General features: G+C 66.6%; 18 protein-coding genes and 1 other RNA gene. 12 read left to right on the top strand and 7 right to left on the bottom strand.

Annotated features, from left to right (window positions below):
• Window positions 1-6: 6 nt before the first annotated feature.
• Together D5084_RS04165 and D5084_RS04160 are read right to left on the bottom strand one after the other, a co-directional pair.
• The gene (locus D5084_RS04165) at window positions 7-1,179 is read right to left on the bottom strand and encodes a toxic anion resistance protein (RefSeq protein ID WP_128514251.1); all 1,173 of its coding nucleotides are present in this window, start codon (window positions 1,177-1,179) and stop codon (window positions 7-9) included.
• Window positions 1,180-1,197: 18 nt separating this feature from the next.
• Complete coding sequence (locus D5084_RS04160; protein WP_128514250.1) at window positions 1,198-2,061, bottom strand: 5-bromo-4-chloroindolyl phosphate hydrolysis family protein; 864 nt, start codon at window positions 2,059-2,061, stop codon at window positions 1,198-1,200.
• A gap of 292 nt (window positions 2,062-2,353) precedes the next feature.
• Between D5084_RS04160 and D5084_RS04155 the strand changes: the two genes are divergently transcribed.
• Entirely contained in the window at window positions 2,354-3,322 is a 969-nt protein-coding gene (locus D5084_RS04155; protein WP_128514249.1) for a hypothetical protein, read from the top strand.
• Here the strand turns inward: D5084_RS04155 and D5084_RS04150 are convergent.
• Window positions 3,319-4,398, bottom strand: coding sequence for a pseudouridine synthase (locus tag D5084_RS04150; protein WP_202910026.1), 1,080 nt, complete (start codon window positions 4,396-4,398; stop codon window positions 3,319-3,321). The two genes, D5084_RS04155 and D5084_RS04150, sit on opposite strands and share 4 nt — an antisense overlap.
• Window positions 4,399-4,452: 54 nt before the next feature.
• Here D5084_RS04150 and D5084_RS04145 point away from each other — a divergent pair, with 54 nt between their 5' ends.
• Window positions 4,453-4,917 carry a nucleoside deaminase gene (locus D5084_RS04145; protein ID WP_128514248.1) on the top strand — a complete coding sequence of 155 codons (465 nt, stop codon included), beginning with the start codon at window positions 4,453-4,455 and terminating at the stop codon, window positions 4,915-4,917.
• Between the two features lie 533 nt (window positions 4,918-5,450).
• On the top strand, window positions 5,451-6,308 hold the full coding sequence (locus D5084_RS04140) for a phytanoyl-CoA dioxygenase family protein (RefSeq protein WP_128514247.1): 858 nt from the start codon (window positions 5,451-5,453) through the stop codon (window positions 6,306-6,308).
• Window positions 6,309-6,320: 12 nt separating this feature from the next.
• Here D5084_RS04140 and D5084_RS04135 read toward each other — a convergent pair whose 3' ends face one another.
• The gene (locus tag D5084_RS04135) at window positions 6,321-7,016 is read right to left on the bottom strand and encodes a metal-dependent hydrolase (protein WP_128514246.1); all 696 of its coding nucleotides are present in this window, start codon (window positions 7,014-7,016) and stop codon (window positions 6,321-6,323) included.
• A gap of 165 nt (window positions 7,017-7,181) precedes the next feature.
• Between D5084_RS04135 and gatC the strand changes: the two genes are divergently transcribed.
• The 8 genes from gatC (at window position 7,182) to D5084_RS04095 (ending at window position 12,545) form a co-directional block, all read left to right on the top strand.
• The gene (gatC, locus tag D5084_RS04130; RefSeq protein ID WP_128514245.1) at window positions 7,182-7,469 is read left to right on the top strand and encodes an Asp-tRNA(Asn)/Glu-tRNA(Gln) amidotransferase subunit GatC; all 288 of its coding nucleotides are present in this window, start codon (window positions 7,182-7,184) and stop codon (window positions 7,467-7,469) included.
• On the top strand, window positions 7,466-8,944 hold the full coding sequence (gatA, locus tag D5084_RS04125) for an Asp-tRNA(Asn)/Glu-tRNA(Gln) amidotransferase subunit GatA (protein ID WP_128514244.1): 1,479 nt from the start codon (window positions 7,466-7,468) through the stop codon (window positions 8,942-8,944). The genes gatC and gatA overlap by 4 nt, the downstream gene beginning before the upstream one ends.
• 31 nt (window positions 8,945-8,975) lie before the next feature.
• Window positions 8,976-9,740: a hypothetical protein gene (locus D5084_RS04120; protein ID WP_128514243.1), complete on the top strand. Its 765-nt coding sequence runs from the start codon at window positions 8,976-8,978 to the stop codon at window positions 9,738-9,740.
• The gene (locus D5084_RS04115) at window positions 9,737-10,444 is read left to right on the top strand and encodes an N-acetylmuramoyl-L-alanine amidase (protein WP_238382515.1); all 708 of its coding nucleotides are present in this window, start codon (window positions 9,737-9,739) and stop codon (window positions 10,442-10,444) included. Before D5084_RS04120 ends, D5084_RS04115 begins: the two co-directional genes overlap by 4 nt.
• Window positions 10,445-10,455: 11 nt before the next feature.
• Window positions 10,456-10,863: RNase P RNA component class A (gene rnpB / locus D5084_RS04110), an RNA gene on the top strand.
• 113 nt (window positions 10,864-10,976) lie between these two features.
• Window positions 10,977-11,144 carry a 50S ribosomal protein L33 gene (gene rpmG / locus D5084_RS04105; protein WP_008027883.1) on the top strand — a complete coding sequence of 56 codons (168 nt, stop codon included), beginning with the start codon at window positions 10,977-10,979 and terminating at the stop codon, window positions 11,142-11,144.
• 150 nt (window positions 11,145-11,294) lie between these two features.
• Window positions 11,295-11,987, top strand: a complete 693-nt coding sequence (locus tag D5084_RS04100) for a VIT1/CCC1 transporter family protein (protein WP_128514241.1) — start codon at window positions 11,295-11,297, stop codon at window positions 11,985-11,987.
• Window positions 11,988-12,029: 42 nt separating this feature from the next.
• On the top strand, window positions 12,030-12,545 hold the full coding sequence (locus tag D5084_RS04095; RefSeq protein ID WP_128514240.1) for a GNAT family N-acetyltransferase: 516 nt from the start codon (window positions 12,030-12,032) through the stop codon (window positions 12,543-12,545).
• A gap of 48 nt (window positions 12,546-12,593) precedes the next feature.
• Here D5084_RS04095 and D5084_RS04090 read toward each other — a convergent pair whose 3' ends face one another.
• Window positions 12,594-13,331, bottom strand: a complete 738-nt coding sequence (locus D5084_RS04090; RefSeq protein ID WP_128514239.1) for a Bax inhibitor-1/YccA family protein — start codon at window positions 13,329-13,331, stop codon at window positions 12,594-12,596.
• Window positions 13,332-13,458: 127 nt separating this feature from the next.
• Complete coding sequence (locus D5084_RS18625) at window positions 13,459-13,608, bottom strand: DUF1127 domain-containing protein (RefSeq protein ID WP_238382514.1); 150 nt, start codon at window positions 13,606-13,608, stop codon at window positions 13,459-13,461.
• Between the two features lie 207 nt (window positions 13,609-13,815).
• Between D5084_RS18625 and D5084_RS04080 the strand changes: the two genes are divergently transcribed.
• On the top strand, window positions 13,816-14,667 hold the full coding sequence (locus tag D5084_RS04080; protein WP_162302374.1) for a LysR family transcriptional regulator: 852 nt from the start codon (window positions 13,816-13,818) through the stop codon (window positions 14,665-14,667).
• 2 nt (window positions 14,668-14,669) lie between these two features.
• On the opposite strand, the gene D5084_RS04075 is transcribed toward D5084_RS04080, so the two are convergent.
• Window positions 14,670-15,641 carry an NADPH:quinone oxidoreductase family protein gene (locus D5084_RS04075; RefSeq protein ID WP_128514236.1) on the bottom strand — a complete coding sequence of 324 codons (972 nt, stop codon included), beginning with the start codon at window positions 15,639-15,641 and terminating at the stop codon, window positions 14,670-14,672.
• Window positions 15,642-16,000: the final 359 nt, after the last annotated feature.

Genomic DNA, 16,000 nt, shown 5'->3' with positions numbered 1-16,000 from the left:
GACGCCTCAGGCCGATGCCGAAGGCGCGGTGGGGCGGGCCCTGGCCGAGGCCAGCGTATCGCGCAACTCGGCCTCCATCTTCACCAGTTCCGCCTCGGCTGCCGCGCGCCGGGCCTTGCCTTCGTCGGCGATGGCGAGGCTTTCGTTGATCGTGGCGATCAGCGTGGCATTGGCCTGCTTGACCGTCTCGATGTCGAAGACGCCGCGCTCCATCTCTTCGCGCACGACCTTGTTCGCCTGTTGCAGGTTTTCGGCATTGGCCTTCAGCAACTCGTTCGTCAGGTCGTTGGCATCCCGCACCGCCTCGGCCGCCTCTCTCGACCGCTGGATCGTCACCGCCTGGGCCAGCTGCGTTTCCCACAAGGGCACGGTGTTCACCAATGTCGAGTTGATCTTGGTGACCAGCGACTTGTCATTTTCCTGCACCAGCCGGATCGAGGGCAGCGACTGCATCGTCACCTGCCGCGTCAGGCGCAGGTCATGCACCCGGCGCTCCAGGTCATCCCGCGCTGCCCGCAGGTCGCGCAACTCCTGCGCCTTCATCACCTTGTCGGCCTCCGGGGCCGCGGCCACCTCTGCCTCCTTGGCGGGGATCGTGACCTGATCGGTCTCGGCCAGCTTCGCCTCTCCGGCGGCGATGTAGAGCGCGAGTTCGTTGTAGAAGGTCAGGGTCTTTTCATACAGCAGATCCAGGCTCTTGATGTCTTTTAGCAGGGTATGCTCATGCGCCAGCAACTCGCCCGTGATATTGTCGATCTGGCTCTGCACGTCCTCATACTGCGCAACAAACTCCGCGAAGGGCGCAGCACGACCCAGCAGACGCTCCCACCAGCTCGCCTCGCGGCGCAGGTCCAGTTCTTCCGCCGCAAAGCCGCGGATCGTGGAGACGATCTTGCGCAAGCTGTCGCCTGCGGGCCCGACGTCCTTGTTCTTGACGTCTTGCAACATCGCCTGGCTGATGACCTGCAATTCGGCCTGCGCCGAGGACCCGAACGAGATGATCGACTGCGTGCTGGTCAGATCGACCTCGGCCATCCGCTTGCGGATTTCCTCCGCCTTGCCTGCGGGTGCCTCCTCCAGCGGTACGACCTCGGTCACCGGCTCGGGCAGGATCACGGCTGTGACCTTCTCGACCTCGGTCAGCAGGGCCTGGGCATCGGCTTGGACGGTCTCGGACATGGTCACTCCCCTTCGGGTTCAATGGTCAAGCTTCAGGCGGTCCCGCAGGACCGAGATTTCGACGTCCAGATCGCTGCGGTTGTTGGTCAGGAAAGCCCTGCTCTTCTCGGCGAAGGTGGTTTCCAGATCGGTCAGCAGCGCCTCGTAATCGGCCCGCGCGGACGAATCGCGGGTCTGGGCATAATGGTCGGCGAACTTCACCGTCGCGTCACGGGCGCCCATCAGATAGACCGAAAGATATTTCCGCGCCGCCGTCAGGTCGCCCGGATCGCTCTCGATCGTGCGGAACAGGCCCCGCGCCACGGCAGCGAACTGGTCCACCCGCCGCTCCAGCCCCCGGTCGCGCGCCCGCAGGATCGCCTCCTTCATCGCCGCCAGATGCGCCTCGCCTTCCTCGACAGCCCGCGCCACCCGGCCGGTCTGGAAGGCGTCGATCCCCGCCATCCCCTTGTCGGCCATCGGGTCCAGCCCGAAGGCGCCCATATGCAGCCCGGCCCCGACCAGCGCATACAGCGCCGGGTAGACCAGCCCCTGATCCGCGATCACCCCGCCCAGGGCCAGCGCAAGCCCGGTCAGCACCGCGCCCAGGGCCTTGCGCGGCAGGACAGGTCGGCGAGCGACCTTGCGGGCGTTGTAGGCTGCTTCGGCCCGCAGCCCCTCGCGCGTCTGCCAGGCCGACAGGATGATAAGCCCGCCGGCTGCCAGCCCCATCAGCATCTCGCGCGGGCCGTCGCCGAAGGCCGGGAACAGGAACAGGAAGGCGGTCAGGAACAGGACCCGCGTGCGCCACACCCCAACCGGGCGCACCTCGGCAAGGACCGGCACCTCGCCGCCTGATCCTGTCCCACCGGGCGAGTATTTCCCGCCGAACCGTTCCGCCATCAGACGCCCCCCGACCAGGCCACATAGGCCGTCAGGGCAACAAGCAGGGCCAGCGACAGGTTCCTCAACCCGGTTCCCGACATCGCTTGACCTCCTGCACCGCGCGTTGGTTCCGACCTTAACCGAGGTGGGCATCCACTGCCAGCGCCACAGGGGGGAAATCGGCGGCATTCCTCCCCGGCCGCCGGCGATGGCTTGACACCCGAACCTTGCGCAGAATCGGCAACGGGCGCAGGCTTCGCCGATTGGTAGGCAGATTTTGATGACGTGATCGTTTTGAACGGAGGATCCGATGCAGGAATCCGAAAGCGACGCCACGACCGACAGCAAGGGTCGCCGTGGCGAAGAACGCGCCTGGGGCGCGCATATGGCCGGGTTGCGGGCCTCGTATCACCGGCACCTGGCCCAGCATCCCGACTTGAAGGACCCGCAGATCGGGGCGCTTCTGGCCCCCGAGGTCGCCGACAACCCGGAAAACTGGCGCAACTGGGAGATCCCGAACGAGATCGAGATCCTTCTGGTGCGGCTCAAGTCCGGCGCCGATCTGGAGGTCGCGCTGGACAGCGCCTTCCTGACTGCCGAAAGGATCGCCGTGCCCTCGGTCGCGGTCCTGGCCAAACGGCGCGATCCCGCGGCTGCGGACGAGGTGAAACAGGCGCTTCTGGCCAAACTTCTGCGCGACACCCACAACCGCTATGCCGAGAGACGCTCCGAACGCGCCGAACGGGCGCGGGTGGCCAAACGGATGACCTATCTCGGCTTCGGGCTGACGGCGGTGATCGTCGGGGTGTTCCTGATCCTCGGCACCGGCTGGTTCGCCGTCGCGGTCGAGAAGATGCCCTTCACCGATCTGGTGAAATACAACCTGATCGTGACGACCTTCTTCGGCTTTCTCGGCGCCTATCTGTCCCGGCTGATCGCCTTCCAGAACACCGCGGTCAGACTCAGCCTGGATGACCTGGAGAACGGCTATTCCTGGCATTTCCTGATGGTCCGGCTGCTGGTCGGCGGCCTTTCGTCGGTGATCCTCTACTTCGTGATCTCTGGCCACCTGATCGGGGGCGAGCTGTTCCCGGCGCCGGAAAACGGAGCCAACGGCGGCTTCGGGTCGCTGTGGACGGTCCACACCGGCGCGGGGATGCCCTATGAAGGCCCCTCCGCCAACTTCGCCAAACTGATCGTCTGGTGCTTCATCGCCGGATTTTCCGAACGCTTCCTGCCCGACAGCCTGTCTGCGCTCGAGGCAAAAAGCCGGGGCTAACCCTTTTTCGGTCCGCCCGGACGAGGCCCCGTCCGCGTTGGCGCACCTTTCGGTCGCGGGGTCAGGGTCGCGGCGGGGCGATCCGTCGCAGCCCGGTCGCCCTTGCGCGGCGTCGGCCGGGTCGCCTTCTGCCAGGTCTCGGACAGCTGTTTCAGGCCCTCGCCGGGCTTGAGCAGCTTGCCCTTTGCCGCAGGCCGGGCTGCGGGTTTCTCGTCCGCCCTCGGCGCCGGTCCGGGCGTGGGCTTCGTGGCGGGCTTCGGGTCGGCCTTGCGCGCCGACCGCGGGGTCGAGGGCACTTCGCCTTCGGACAGGCCCAACTGCTCGCGCAGCACGCGGGGGCGCACTTCCTCGACCTCGCCGGGCTGCAATTCGTTCAGTCGGAAGGGACCGTAGGAAATGCGGATCAGCCGGTTCACCGTCAGCCCGATATGGCTCATCGCCCGGCGGATCTCGCGGTTCTTGCCTTCGCGCAGGCCCACCGTCAGCCAGGCATTCGCGCCCTGATGGCGGTCAAGCTTCACGTCCATCGGCTGGAACCTCTCGCCGTCCACCGTAACGCCCTTGCGCAGGGGTTCGAGGTCCGGGTCAGTCGGGTTGCCCTTGACCCGCACCCGGTATTTCCGCAGCCAGCCGGTCGAAGGCAGCTCCAGCCGCCGCTTGAGTTCGCCGTCATTCGTCAGCAGCAGCAGTCCCTCGGAGTTCAGGTCGAGGCGGCCTACCGACATCACCCGGGGCATGTCCTCGGGCAGGTGGTCGAACACCGTATCCCGGCCCTTCTCGTCGGCGGCCGAGGTCACCAGCCCCTCGGGCTTGTAGTAGAGCCACAGGCGCGGCGGTTCGGGCTGGCCCACCGGCTCGCCCCGGACGGTGATCCGGTCCTTTGCGGTGACGTTCAGCGCGGGCGAGGTGATGACCTTGCCATTGACCTTGACCTCGCCCAGTTCGATCAGCCGCTCGGCCTCGCGGCGCGAGGCGATGCCGGCGCGGGACAGCACCTTGGCGATCCGTTCGCCTTCCGGCGTGTCGGTTGCCTTGGCGGGCGTCTTCGGGGCGGGGGGCTTTTCTTTTCCGACCATGGGGCACATCCTTCGGGCCTTGGTGGCCGGGGTGCGCAGGATAGTGATGCGGGCATGAAAGAGCAACGCGAAGGCTTCCGGTCGTTCATGGCCCTGGCCCTGGACGAGGCGCGGGCGGCGGCCTTGCGCGGCGAGGTGCCGGTGGGGGCGGTTTTGGTGCGCGGGCAAGAGGTGCTGGCCCGGGCCGGGAACCGGACCCGGGAGCTGTCCGATCCGACGGCCCATGCCGAGATGCTGGCGATCCGCGAGGCCTGCCGGATCACGGGATCGGAGCGGCTGGTGGGCTGCGACCTCTATGTCACGCTGGAGCCCTGCCCGATGTGTGCCGCCGCGATCTCTGCCGCGCGGGTCGGGCGGCTGTACTATGGGGCGGCGGACCCGAAATCCGGGGGGGTGACGGTCGGCGCGCGGGTCTTCAGCCACCCCCAGTGCCACCACGTCCCCGAGGTCTATGACGGCATCGGGGCAGGGGAGGCGGAGGCGCTGCTGAAGGGGTTCTTCGCGGACAGGCGCGGGTAGCTGACCACGCGTGGACAGATTTGCGGGCCCCATGATTTCAATGGGTTGGATGTGAGCATTAGGGTTTGGTTAACGCCTGAGGCGCTACCGGCCGTCCAATAGCGCCAGCGTCTTTTCGGCCGCGGCGGGCCAGGTCGTGAAGTCGGAGTGTAGGGGCAGGAACGGAATGCCCTGTGCCTCCATCTAGGAATAGAGGTCAATGAGGGCATCCTGACCCTTGACCTCGGCCGCATCGGATGGCGGAGCCAATGGCGCAGGCAGGTCAGGCGGACGTGGCCCAAATCCCCCATGTATTGCTGTGCCTCATGGGTCCCCATATCGACGAACAACAGCTTGGCATTCATGGCACGGTTCCCGTCAGTGATGTCCGGCGTCGGGAGCAGCGGGGGTGCCTTCACGTCAAGCCAGATCTCCCGGCCGCGAGGGGTGCAAGGGCCGAACCTCGCCCAATCCGGCGCGCGCGCCTTGCGGTTGCGGGCGCAGTTCGGCATTTTCAACAGCAGCTACACCGGAAATGGCGAGAGGCAATCCTGATGGCGAGCAGCGTGAAGAAGGCCGTCAAGACGCTCAAGCTCTTGGGCAGACGCAGGCGCTGCCTTGGTCCGATCCACCGTTTCGACCGCCGGTCGGATGCGACGGGAAACGTGCAGCGCAGCGGCATTCGCGACGGGATGCTGAAGACCCGCATCGACAGCTTCCTCGACGCGCCCGGCCTGAACGCCCGCATGATCGCCTCCGAATTGCGGGTGCGCCCGGACGAGGCGAAGCGCATCTATTTCAACTGGAACCTGCCCGCCTTCCTTTGGGAGGCGATCCTGACCTCGAAGACGCTTCAGGCGGCGATGACCGATTATCTGGGGCCAAGGGTCCGGCTGGACGACCTTTACGTCAAGTCGGTGATGGACGGGCTGAACGCTACGGCGGAAGGCTGGCACGACGACAATGTCGGCTACCGGGTCAAGGTGTTCATGGTCTTCGACACCGAGGGCAATCCGTCCGGCACGGTGGTCGTCCCGACCGAGCGTCCGAATCTTTATGACATCCGGATCAAGGACGAAATCTCGCGGTTCCTGTTCAAGCCAAAGACGGATGAGCGTGAAGGAGCGGTGCGGGTGGCCTATCAGCCGGGGGACTGCCTGGTCTTCGATACCAACATCCCGCACCGGGGCGATTATCACTGCGGCCAGGGCATCCGCCATTGCGTGGTGGCCGAGTTCATCGACCGCGACAAGGCCAACGCGCTGCGCGGGCTTGCGCCCTGCGGGCCGGGGCAGTCACTGCACCGTATCCGGATTCCGGCGCTGTCGGGGGTGGACCTGCGCAACCACCCGCTGATCGACCCCGATATTCTGGAGGCGGACGGCGACGGGTGGCTTTACGGCTACAGGTAGCGCCCGGAAGGGTCAGATCCGGATCGGCTCCAGCACCTGCGGTTCGATCACCTCGATCCCCGGCGGGAGGCCGGCTTTCAACAGGCTGGCATCCTGGGCGAGGATGCCGAAGGTCCGGTAGTGGCAGGGGATCACCCAGCGGAAGTTGAACCATTTCCGCGCGGCCCAAGCGGCGCGTTCCATGTCCATCGTGTAATGCCCGCCGCAGGACAGGATGCCGATGTCGGGCTGGTGGTATTCGGCCATCCAGGCCATGTCGGCCATGATGTCGGTATCGCCCGAGAGATAGATCGTGTGGCCCTCGCCCGCGATCATGAAACCCGCCGCAGACCCTGCCGGAAGAAGGCCCTTGCCCCCGAAGTCGATGCTGGCCGAATGGACGGCGTTGACCATCGTCACTTTCGCGCCGTTCAGGGTCAGCGTGCCGCCCTTGCCGAAGCCCAGGGTTTCGCAGCCCTGGCTGTTCAGCCATTCCGAAACCTCGTGGATGCAATGCACCTTGATCCCCAGCTTGCCCGCGAGCCGCGCCGCGTCCGAGGCGTGGTCGCCATGGGCATGGGTCAGCAGGATATGGGTCGCGCCCTGCACCGCCCGATCTTCCTGCCCGACGGGGAACATCGGGTTGCCGGTGAGCCAGGGATCGACCAGCAGGACGGCCTCTTCGATCTCGATCCGGAAGCCGGAATGGCCGAACCAGGTGATCTGCATGTGTTTCTCCTTCGTGCTTTCCGTGCAGGCAGATAGCATGGGCAGATGGTGTGACCATGACAATCCGCAACCGCCCGCCGGGGCGGCTGCCGCGCGGTCAGCCGCCAGGCGCTTGCAGGGGCGGTGGTCGCGGGCTAAACGGGGCCAAACCGAATGGAGAGCCCGATGGCGATCGACATCGACACCGCCCGCAAGGTGGCAAAACTGGCCCGGATCCGGGTCGAGGAACAGGACCTGCCGAAACTGGCGGGTCAGCTGTCCGGCATCCTCGGCTTCATGGAAGAGCTGAACGAGGTCGACGTGACGGGGGTGGAGCCAATGGTCAGCGTCACGCCGATGCGGCTGAAGCGGCGGGCGGATGTGGTGACGGATGGCAACATCCAGGCCCAGGTGCTGAAGAACGCGCCCGACGCGCGCGAGGGGTTCTTTGCCGTGCCGAAGGTGGTGGAATGAGCGCGAATACCTGGACAATCGCGGCGGCGCGGGATGCCTTGCGCAAGGGCGAGATCTCGGCGGTTGACCTGACCATGTCCTGCCTGACGGCGATCGACGCGGGCGACGCGCTGAACGCCTTCGTTCACAAGACGCCCGAGATCGCGCTGGAGCAGGCACGCGCGGCGGATGCCCGGCTGAAGGCGGGCGATGCGCCCTCGATGTGCGGGATTCCGCTGGGGATCAAGGATCTGTTCTGCACCAGGGGCGTGCCGAGCCAGGCCGCGTCGAACATCCTGCGGGGGTTCAGGCCGGAGTATGAGTCCACCGTCACCGCGAAGCTGTTCGAGGCGGGCGCGGTGATGCTGGGCAAGCTGAACATGGACGAATTCGCCATGGGCTCGTCGAACGAGACCAGCTGCTATGGCAACGCGGTGAACCCCTGGAAGGTGGACGACCGGCTTCTGACGCCGGGCGGGTCCTCGGGCGGGTCGGCGGCGGCGGTGGCGGCGGACCTCTGCCTTGGCGCGACGGGGACGGATACCGGCGGATCGATCCGCCAGCCGGCGGCCTTCACCGGGATCGTGGGGATCAAGCCGACCTATGGCCGCGTCAGCCGCTGGGGGATCGTGGCCTTCGCCTCCAGCCTGGATCAGGCGGGGCCGATGACCAAATCGGTCCGCGATGCGGCGATCATGCTGGGCGCGATGGCGGGGCATGACCCGAAGGATTCGACCAGCGCCGACATTCCGGTGCCGGATTTCGAGGCCGCGCTGACCGGCGACATCCGGGGCAAGGTGATCGGCATCCCCAAGGAATACCGGATGGACGGGATGCCGGAGGAGATCGAGGCGCTGTGGGCGCGCGGGATCGAGATGATGCGCGACGCGGGCGCCGAGGTGCGCGACATCAGCCTGCCGCACACGAAATACGCTCTGCCCGCTTACTATGTGATCGCCCCCGCCGAGGCGTCGTCGAACCTCGCCCGCTATGACGGGGTGCGCTATGGCCACCGGGCGAAGCTGGCGGCAGGCGACGGCATCACCGAGATGTACGAAAAGACCCGGGCCGAAGGCTTCGGGCCGGAAGTGCAGCGCCGGATCATGGTGGGGACCTATGTGCTGTCGGCGGGGTTCTACGACGCCTATTACAACCGCGCGCGGAAGGTGCGGGCACTGATCAAGCGCGACTTCGAGACGGTGTTCGCGGAGGGCGTGGATGCGATCCTGACCCCGGCCACTCCCAGTGCGGCCTTCGGACTGGGAGAGATGGCGGATGCCGACCCGGTGAAGATGTATCTGAACGACGTCTTTACCGTGACGGTGAACCTGGCGGGGTTGCCGGGGATCTCGGTCCCGGTGGGGCTGGACGGGCAGGGGTTGCCCTTGGGGCTGCAACTGATCGGGCGACCCTGGCAAGAGGCAGAGTTGCTGAATTACGCACATGTGTTGGAAAGCCGGGCGGGCTTTGTGGCCAAAGCGGAAAAATGGTGGTAATGGGCCGCAAAACGCACCCATTGAGGCACTGATGAGCCGTACCTATCTTCCCGCCGCTGGCGCGACTGTTGCTGCGCTGATGCTGGCCGCCTGCACGCCCACGTCGACCGAGACCGGACCGGGCGTCGGCTTTCAGGACTACAACAGCTATATCCGGGGCGCGGCCCCGGGGCCGGCGGGCACTCCGGTCACCATCCCGCCGCCGGGCGGGGGCTTCGATCCGGCCGCCGCCGCAGCCGCCATCGACCGTGCGCAGGGCGTGGCCCCGGTTGCAGGCGCGCCGGTGACGCCCGGTCCGACCGCGACCCCGTTGGCCGCGCCGGTCGCAACGCCCACCGATACTGCGGCCCGTCCGCGTGGTGGAGCTCCGGCCGGGATCAAGGAGGAATCGGGCGAGGTCGCCAACCACATCGGCATCTCGGACGAACAGGACTTCAACGCGGTTTCGGCGCGCGAGACCATCGAAAGCGATGCCGAGCGCATTGCGCGGAACCGGGCGGAATATGTCGTGGTCCAGCCGAAGGACCTGCCGCAGCGGCCAGGCGATATCGGGCCGAACATCGTGGAATTCGCGCTGGCCACGAAGCATGCGCCGGGGGTCCAGATGTACAAGCGGTCGGGTCTCGGCATCCGTGACGCGAACGCGGCCTGCGCCAAGTATGCCTCGTCGGATCAGGCCCAGCAGGACTTTCTGGCCAAGGGCGGCCCCGAGCGCGACCGGATGGGCGTCGATCCCGACGGCGACGGGTTCGCCTGCGCCTGGGATCCGCGTCCTTTCCGCACCGCGCTGCAGTGAGGCTGACCTACCCGTCGCCCAACTTCGGCGACCGGAAGGGCGGGGCCAGGGTCGAGCTGATCGTCCTGCATTACACCGTGCTTGACTGCGCGGCCTCGCTGGAGCGGCTGTGCGATCCGCAGGCCGAGGTGTCGGCGCATTACCTGATCGACCGGGACGGAACCCTGCATGTGCTGGTCGATGAGGGCGCGCGGGCCTGGCATGCCGGGGCAGGGGAATGGGGCGGGGCGGGGGATGTGAACTCGCGGTCCATCGGGATCGAACTGGTGAACAGCGGGGCCGAACCCTTTGCCGAGCCGCAGATGGCGTCGCTGGAGCGGTTGCTGGCCGATCTTCTGGACCGTCACGCGCTGCCGCCGCAGGCAGTGATCGGGCACAGCGACCTGGCGCCGGACCGCAAGACCGACCCGGGCGCGCGGTTCGACTGGCGGCGGCTGGCCTTGCAGGGGCTGGCAGTCTGGCCCGATCTGACCGAGGCTTCCCTGCCCGCGACGCAGGGGGGCGTCGGCGATGTGCCGGACGAGGCGGGGTTTGTCGCCGACCTGCGCGCCTTCGGCTATCCCGAGGCCGCGCCTCAGACGCTGCTTGCCGCCTTTCGTCTGCGCTTTCGGCCTATGGCCAGGGGACCGCTGGACGCGACGGATTGCGCGCTGGCGGCGGCCCTGCGCCGGTTTGCGATTGACGGAAGCGGCGCCGATGCCTAACTGAGCCTCGCGCGGAGGGCTGGATGGCCGCGGCCCCGGATCATGTCCGGGGTCGAGGAAAGTCCGGACTCCCGTTGGCAAGGGTGCCGGGTAACGCCCGGCGGGGGCAACCCCAGGGAAAGCGCCACAGAGAAGAGACTGCCCCGGTTCGCCGGGGTGATGGTGAAACGGTGGGGCAAGAGCCCACCGCGGGACTGGCAACAGGACCGGCACGGCAAGCCCCACCCGGAGCAATGCCAAATAGGGGCCTCGCGCGGGGGCCGGTCCCGGGTCAGGCCCGGGATACCGTCCGCAGGGATGCCAACGCCCGAGAGGCCCGGGTTGGCAGCTTGACCGCCGTGGCGACACGGTTGGCAGAGGAATGGTCATCCATGGGTTTCGGCCCAGGACAGAATCCGGCTTACAGGCTCTCCGCGCAAATCGATCACAGGTTGGCCGTTTCGCGGTTGACTCTGCCGCCTGCGTGGCTAAAAGGCGGGCTTCAAGGATTTGACCGGGGGCCATTGGATTCCCCGATGCAGAGGAAACGACCATGGCAAAGCCCGCCACCATCAAGATCCGCCTGAACTCGACCGCGGGCACTGGCCACTTCTATGTGACCAAGAAGAACGCCCGGACGATGACCGAGAAGATGGTCGTCAAGAAGTACGATCCCGTGAAGCGGGAGCATGTCGAGTACAAGGAAGGCAAGATCAAGTAGGATCGCGCCGGATCGAAGGTTCGGGGCCGTGTCCGCAGGGGCGCGGCCCTTTTCTTTTGCCCAATAAGCTGGCGCTGATCGTCGAAAGTGCGCTTCGGCTTGACGGCGTGGCGCGATGGGACAAGGACGGGACGACACAAGCGAGGTCCCATGGAACGCAATCACCGTGAAGAGCATTATGTGGCCCGGGTGGGATGGCTGCGGGCAGCCGTCCTTGGGGCGAATGACGGGATCGTCTCGACCGCGTCGCTGATCGTCGGGGTTGCTGCCGCTTCGGGGCGGGCCGAGGTGCTGATCGCCGGGGCCGCCGGGCTTGCGGCGGGGGCCCTGTCGATGGCCGCCGGGGAATATGTCTCGGTCAGCAGCCAGGCCGATACCGAACGGGCGGATGTGATCCGCGAGGCCGCCGAGATTGCCGCAGACCCTGAGGAGGAATTGCGCGCATTGGCTGGCATTTACGAACGCAGGGGGGTGCCGCCCGCGCTTGCCGCGCAGGTCGCGGCGGCGTTGCACGAGAAGGACGCCCTGGCCGCGCATGTGCGCGATGAGCTTGGGATCTCCGAGCATACCGAGGCCAAGCCTCTGGTCGCGGCGGGGGCGTCGGCGCTGACCTTCGCGGTCGGGGCGGCGTTGCCGCTGGCCACGGCGGCGCTGGTGCCCGAGGCGACGATCTCACTTTGGGTCACGGTGCTGTCGCTGATCTTCCTGGCGGCGCTGGGGGCGGTGGGGGCGAAGGCAGGCGGAGCATCGGTCTGGCGCGGGGTGCTGCGGGTCACCTTCTGGGGGGCGGTCGCGATGGCGGTGACGGCGCTTGTGGGGAAGGTTTTCGGCGCGGTGGTCTGAGGCGCGGCTTTCCTTTCCGTGCCAGCGCGCCATCTGTCGGGCATGGCACCGACGATCACCATCCGCCGCGCCGGACCTGGCGACCTTGCAGCTGTCGACCGGCTTCTGGCGCGCAGCTATCCGCGCCTGCTTGCAGCGGACTATCCGCCTTCGGTCATGGTGCTGGCCGTGCCGATCATCGCGCGGGCACGACCGGAGCTGCTGGCCTCGGGCCGGTATTTCCTGGCCGTGGATGCGACGGACCGTGTGGTCGGTTCGGGCGGGTGGAGCCTGGGGCATCCCGGCGGCCGGGGCTCGGCAGCGGGCGATACCGGCCATGTGCGGCATGTGGCGACCGATCCGGACCTGGTCCGTCAGGGCGTCGGGCGCAAGCTGATGGTCGAGGCGATGGCGGATGCCGCACGAGCGGGTGTGCGGCGGATGGAGTGCCTGTCGACGCGGACGGCGGTGCCGTTCTACGCGGCTTTGGGCTTCCGTGTGGTCGGGCAGATCGACGTGCCCTTGCAGCCGGGCATCCTGTTTCCCGCGATCAGGATGCTGACCAACCTGCCGACATGAAAAAGGGCCGGTCCCGGGACCGGCCCTTTCGTCAGGCTGTCGGGCGACCTATTCGCGGTTGCCCAGGAATTGCAGCAGGAACATGAACAGGTTGATGAAGTCCAGATACAGGGTCAGCGCGCCCATGATCGCGGACTTGCCCAGCCATTCCTGGTCCATCGCCACCGCATGCTGGATGTAGTCGTTCTTGATCCGCTGCGTGTCGAAGGCGGTCAGACCCGCGAAGATCAGCACGCCGATCACCGAGATCGCGAAGGCCAGCGCCGAAGAGGCGAGGAACAGGTTCACGATCATCGCGACGATCAGGCCGATCAGACCCATCATCAGGAAGGTGCCCATCGCGCTGAGATCACGCTTGGTGGTGTAACCATACAGCGACAGGCCCGCGAAGGAGATCGCGGTGATGAGGAAGGTCTGTGCGATCGAGACGCCGGTGAAGACCTGGAAGATCCAGGCCAGCGACAGACCCATCGCCGCGGCGAAGGCGTAGAAGAACAGTTGCGCCGCCGCGACCGACATCCGGTTGATGAGCGCGCCGAAGGCGAAGACCATGCCCAGCGGCAGGAACATCGCGATCCAGCCGAGGATCGTCATCGACCCGGTTGCGGGGTTGCGCAGGATCGAGAACAGCTGCTCGGACGAGCCGACCGCCCAGGCGACGCCGGCCGTAACCAGCATGGCCACGGACATCAGCCCGTAGACCTTGTTCATGTGGGCGCGAAGCCCTTCGTCGATCTGCGCGCGGGCGCCGACGCCAACGCTGCGGATCGTTTCATATTGAGCCATAGAAGCCTCCGATGTTGTCCCTAAGGGCAACGCCGGGGGAACCGGCGCGACCTCGTGCGTCAAATATTGGGAAGCCAGCCCCTGATTTCAAGGATTACGGCCGGTCAAACAGCGAAAGCGGAGCAATTCACTCCTGCCAGTGCGCAGGAGCCTTCCAGGCGGATTGCGCGGCCTCGGTCAGTGCTTCGGATCGGGTCAGACCGACGTCGCGCAAGAGGTGATCGTCGAGGTGTCGCAAAGCCCGACGCGACCGCGCCAGTGCGGCTGCCTTCAGCATGCGCGAGGGGAGCCGGGCAAGACTGGCAGTCAGGCGATGCAGGCCGGACGTGATGGGAAGAGCGTGCGCGCGGAGCGACATGGTTCGGGTCCTTTCATGAGGATCGATGATGGTGCGACGCCGAAGCATCAGGATGCTTGAAAGATGCTCCAATCTTCTTCATGATGGAAACGAATGATTGTTACGCCAGCCATCAGGATCTGTGATATGCCGCGCAATCTCGACCTCTCTGCCCTGCGGTCCTTCGTGACGGTTGCCGAAGTCGGCGGTGTGACCCGCGCGGCGGGATATCTGAACCTGACCCAGTCGGCCGTTTCGATGCAGATCAAGCGGCTGGAGGACTCGCTTGGCATGCCGCTGTTCCTGCGCGCGGCCCGCAAGCTGGCGCTGTCCCCGGACGGCGAGCAGCTTCTGTCCTACGGCCGCCGGATGCTGGCGCTGAACGACGAGGCGATGTCGCTGCTGTCGGCGACCTGTTGCCAGGGCGAGATCCGGCTGGGCGTACCGCATGACGTGGTCTATCCGTCGATCCCCGGCATCCTGAAGCGGATGGCGCAGGCCTACCCGAAGGTGCGGATTCATCTGGTGTCGTCCTTTACGCTGCTGATGAAGCAGGACTATGCGCGGGGCGCCTTCGACCTGATGCTGACGACCGAGGAAACCCCGGACCCCGAGGCCGAGATCCTGTCCACGCGCGGGCTGGTCTGGGTCGGGGCGGTCGACGGCCATGCCTGGCAGCGTCGGCCCCTGCGGCTGGGGTTCAAGGACACCTGCATCTTCCGCCCGCGCGCGCAGGCCGCGCTGGAGGCGGCGGGCATCCTGTGGGAGATGGCCACGGGGGGCGAAAGCGAGCAGGCGGTCGAGGCGACGGTGGCGGCGGACCTGGCGGTATCGGTCCGGATGCTGGGCAGCATTCCCGAAGGCATGGCGCCGATCGCCGGCGAGAACCAGCTGCCCCCGGTGGGAGAGATGAAGCTGGCGCTCTATCGCGCCAACCGACGCAGGGACGAGGCGATGGATCTGCTGGTGCAGGAACTGCGCTGCGCCTACGGGGCCTGAGCTCAGTCGCCCGGGCCGACCCGGATCACCACCTTGCCGGTCGCCTTGCGCTCGCGCAACAGCGCCAGCCCCTCGGGCACTGCCTCGAACGGCAGGACATGGCTGACATGGGGGTGGATCAGCCCCTCGGCCCGCCAGCGCAACAGCTCGGTCAGGCTGGCGGCGACGCGGGCGGGGGCGTGGGTTTCGAACCCGCCGAACCAGAAGCCGGACACCGTCAGGTTCTTGACCAGCAGAAGGTTGGCCGGAATCTGCGGCACCTGGCCCGAGGCAAAGCCGATGGCCAGCATCCGACCCTCGGGCTTGCAGGCGCGCAGCGCGGCGTCGAAGGCGGGGCCACCCACCGCGTCATAGACCACGTCCACCCCACCTTCGGCACGCAACGCCTCTTTCAGGCCGGGTGCCTCGCTGTCGATCAGCACATCTGCCCCGGCCCGCTGCGCAACCGCCAGCCGGTCCGCCCCCCGGGCCGAAGCGATGACCCGCGCGCCCAGACGCTTGCCGATCTCGACCGCCGTCAGCCCGACGCCACCCGCAGCGCCGGTCACGAAAAGCGTCTCGCCGGGCTGCAACCGCGCGGTGTGGGTCAGCGCCAGGTGCGAGGTGCCGTAGGCGATGGGAAACCCGGCGGCCTCGTCATGTCCCATGCTGTCGGGGATGGGGAAGACGCGGCCGACTGGCAGCACGATCTGGCGGGCCAGCGCCCCGGCAGGACAGGTTGCAAGGACGCGGGTGCCCGGCGCGGGCCCTTTGGTGTCGGGCCCCAGCGCCAGGACCACCCCGGACAGTTCCATCCCCGGGATGTAGGGAAACGGGTGCCGAACCTGGTACTTGCCCTGAATTGCAAGCATATCCGCAAAGTTGAGCCCGACTGCTTCCACCTGCACAACGATTTCGCCTTTAACGGGAAATGCTTGTCTGATAGTCGCAAGGATGGGTGTCGCGCCGGGTTCCGTCACCTGCCACGCCTGCATCTTCTGCCCCTTTTTCGACCGTTGTTTCTACTACCTGCGGTGTAGAGCTTTTACCGAGCCTACCGTTTCTTGCAACGCGATGATCCGCAGTTTCGCATTATGCGACGGGATGTGGCAGAGTTGTGCAAAATGCAAAGCAAAATGCGATACCACCATGAGGCGAGTCCTGATTCGGTTCGACTCGTTCTGCGGGCCGCTGTGGACAACCGTGCCGTGTGTTATACGCCTGGATAATTCGACTTATCCAAAAAGACAGGTTTTTCGATCCCGAAAGTTTTTTTAGCGCGAAATGAATGGAGCGCCAGAATTGGCACGGAAAATGCTTATACATTCACGAGGGGAACGGACACACGTTTTGG

The sequence above is a fragment of the Tabrizicola thermarum genome (assembly GCF_003574395.1).
Classification (GTDB): Bacteria; Pseudomonadota; Alphaproteobacteria; order Rhodobacterales; family Rhodobacteraceae; genus Tabrizicola; species Tabrizicola thermarum.
This window is presented reverse-complemented; position numbering and strand designations above follow the sequence as displayed.

Excerpts from the sequence above, each read along its gene's own strand:
- D5084_RS04165 (WP_128514251.1), bottom strand. The coding sequence starts at position 1,179 with ATGTCCGAGACCGTCCAAGCCGATGCCCAGGCCCTGCTGACCGAGGTC.
- D5084_RS04145 (WP_128514248.1), top strand. The coding sequence starts at position 4,453 with ATGAAAGAGCAACGCGAAGGCTTCCGGTCGTTCATGGCCCTGGCCCTG.
- D5084_RS04100 (WP_128514241.1), top strand. The coding sequence starts at position 11,295 with ATGGAACGCAATCACCGTGAAGAGCATTATGTGGCCCGGGTGGGATGG.
- D5084_RS04150 (WP_202910026.1), bottom strand. The coding sequence starts at position 4,398 with ATGGTCGGAAAAGAAAAGCCCCCCGCCCCGAAGACGCCCGCCAAGGCA.
- gatC (WP_128514245.1), top strand. The coding sequence starts at position 7,182 with ATGGCGATCGACATCGACACCGCCCGCAAGGTGGCAAAACTGGCCCGG.
- gatA (WP_128514244.1), top strand. The coding sequence starts at position 7,466 with ATGAGCGCGAATACCTGGACAATCGCGGCGGCGCGGGATGCCTTGCGC.
- rpmG (WP_008027883.1), top strand. The coding sequence starts at position 10,977 with ATGGCAAAGCCCGCCACCATCAAGATCCGCCTGAACTCGACCGCGGGC.
- D5084_RS04080 (WP_162302374.1), top strand. The coding sequence starts at position 13,816 with ATGCCGCGCAATCTCGACCTCTCTGCCCTGCGGTCCTTCGTGACGGTT.
- D5084_RS04160 (WP_128514250.1), bottom strand. The coding sequence starts at position 2,061 with ATGGCGGAACGGTTCGGCGGGAAATACTCGCCCGGTGGGACAGGATCA.
- D5084_RS04120 (WP_128514243.1), top strand. The coding sequence starts at position 8,976 with ATGAGCCGTACCTATCTTCCCGCCGCTGGCGCGACTGTTGCTGCGCTG.
- D5084_RS04075 (WP_128514236.1), bottom strand. The coding sequence starts at position 15,641 with ATGCAGGCGTGGCAGGTGACGGAACCCGGCGCGACACCCATCCTTGCG.
- D5084_RS18625 (WP_238382514.1), bottom strand. The coding sequence starts at position 13,608 with ATGCTGAAGGCAGCCGCACTGGCGCGGTCGCGTCGGGCTTTGCGACAC.
- D5084_RS04140 (WP_128514247.1), top strand. The coding sequence starts at position 5,451 with ATGGCGAGCAGCGTGAAGAAGGCCGTCAAGACGCTCAAGCTCTTGGGC.
- D5084_RS04155 (WP_128514249.1), top strand. The coding sequence starts at position 2,354 with ATGCAGGAATCCGAAAGCGACGCCACGACCGACAGCAAGGGTCGCCGT.
- D5084_RS04095 (WP_128514240.1), top strand. The coding sequence starts at position 12,030 with ATGGCACCGACGATCACCATCCGCCGCGCCGGACCTGGCGACCTTGCA.
- D5084_RS04135 (WP_128514246.1), bottom strand. The coding sequence starts at position 7,016 with ATGCAGATCACCTGGTTCGGCCATTCCGGCTTCCGGATCGAGATCGAA.
- D5084_RS04090 (WP_128514239.1), bottom strand. The coding sequence starts at position 13,331 with ATGGCTCAATATGAAACGATCCGCAGCGTTGGCGTCGGCGCCCGCGCG.